3 protein-coding genes are annotated in these 1,500 nt (G+C 74.3%); 2 read left to right on the top strand and 1 reads right to left on the bottom strand.

Annotated elements, in window-relative coordinates:
* Positions 1-129: 129 nt before the first annotated feature.
* Together ACTUAL_RS22310 and ACTUAL_RS22305 are read left to right on the top strand one after the other, a co-directional pair.
* Positions 130-507 (top strand): VOC family protein, encoded by a 378-nt coding sequence (locus tag ACTUAL_RS22310; RefSeq protein WP_440901612.1) that lies wholly within the window; start codon positions 130-132, stop codon positions 505-507.
* A 73-nt stretch (positions 508-580) separates the two neighbouring features.
* Positions 581-742 carry a hypothetical protein gene (locus tag ACTUAL_RS22305; RefSeq protein ID WP_440901611.1) on the top strand — a complete coding sequence of 54 codons (162 nt, stop codon included), beginning with the start codon at positions 581-583 and terminating at the stop codon, positions 740-742.
* A 433-nt stretch (positions 743-1,175) separates the two neighbouring features.
* Here the strand turns inward: ACTUAL_RS22305 and ACTUAL_RS22300 are convergent, their stop codons facing one another.
* The gene (locus tag ACTUAL_RS22300; RefSeq protein WP_440901610.1) at positions 1,176-1,406 is read right to left on the bottom strand and encodes a hypothetical protein; all 231 of its coding nucleotides are present in this window, start codon (positions 1,404-1,406) and stop codon (positions 1,176-1,178) included.
* Between the last annotated feature and the right edge of the window lie 94 nt (positions 1,407-1,500).

Genomic DNA, 1,500 nt, shown 5'->3' with positions numbered 1-1,500 from the left:
CCTGGAGCGCTTCCGTGTCGTCGCCGACCTGCGCGGCGCCGGCTGAGCCGTGACACCTCTCGCGTGGTGCGGGGTGGGGCGGGGCGGTACGGTCGCGGGCTCGTGCTTCCGATGGGAAGGTGAGGCCTCATGGCGAGTCGGATCAGTGAACTGGTGCTGGAGTGCCGTGACCCGGAGCTGCTCGCGCGGTTCTGGTGCGAGGTGCTCGACTTCGTGGAGCTGGACCGTGACGGGGAGGACATCGAGATCGGCCCGCGCGAGGGGTTCGGCGGGGCGCGGCCGACTCTGATCCTCAGCAAGCAGGAGCGGCCGCAGCCGGACAGGACACGGCTGCACATCGACGTGAACGCCACCGACCGCGACCAGGACGCCGAGCTGGAGCGCCTGCTGGCCCTCGGCGCGCGCCGCGCCGACGTCGGGCAGACCGGCGAGGAGTCCTGGCACGTGCTGGCCGACCCGGAGGGCAACGAGTTCTGCCTCCTGCGCCGCAGGCTCGACCCGCTCTGACCCCTGAGCCGCGCACGGGTTCCGCGCGGCTTCGCACCGGGTTCCGCACAACCGGCTGCCACGCCCGGTCCCCGTGCGAACGCTGACAGCCGCGCGAGCGGGCCCGGCGCTCCTGACGGTGGGCGGCGCCCTGCCGCCCCGGCGGGACGCCCACAACCAGCCCCGCTCCCCCGCGATCCGCGCCGCCTCGGCGCGGTTGCGGGCGGCGAGCTTCGCCATCGCCGTGGACGGGTAGTTGCGGACCGTGCACTCGGCCGGCACCACCCGGATCACCCGGCCGCCCCCGTCGGGACGGTGACGGTCAGCGTCGTGCCGCCCGTCGCGCCGCACCTCGCCGCCCAGCGCCGAGAACCGCCATCGGCACGATCGCGGACCAGATGCGACGCGGGGAACCGTTGGTGTGCAACGACTTCCCCCACAAAGCGGTCGTGGCCGCGCACACCGCGAACCCGAGCGGCCACTCCCAGGCGCGGCGACGGCCCCGGTGACCAGGAGCGCGAGCAGGTGGACGCCCGAGGTGCCCGCGCCGAGCTGCGCGAGGTGGTGGGTGGGCAGGAAGCGGGCGAGCCGGCCGACGGCGTCGGGGAGCAGCTCGACCGGCATCCACAGGCCGGACAGCAGGGCGAGCGGCCAGGCGTGCAGGGCGCCCGGGAGCGGGGCGACGGTGATCACGCCGTGCGCGCCGAAGGTGGCGACCACGGCGGTTCCCCCTGGTTGGCCTGGCTCCCGCGGAGCAGGTTGAACAGCACGAGGATCCCGACCGGCATGACGACGCCGTCGAGCGCGACCACGTCCCCGCAGCGGCGCCGCAGCCCCTCGACGGTGCGGACCGCCTGTTCGGTCGCCGTGCCGCGAAGGCTGCCGGGGCGGGGTCGGGCGCGGTGGTGATCTCGTGTCACCGATCGGCGGTGACACAGGTGATCACGGGTGATCACGGACCGCTTCCGCTGGTGGCAGGCCCGGCTTGCCAAGCGGAACCACGTTCCGTATCTT

Source organism: Actinosynnema sp., from assembly GCF_052038725.1.
The sequence above is the reverse complement of the archived record's forward strand: the minus strand, read 5'-3'. Positions and strand labels throughout refer to the sequence as shown.

Bases quoted from the DNA above. Each gene is read 5' to 3' on its own strand.
- ACTUAL_RS22310 (WP_440901612.1), top strand. From the start codon at position 130: ATGGCGAGTCGGATCAGTGAACTGGTGCTGGAGTGCCGTGACCCGGAG.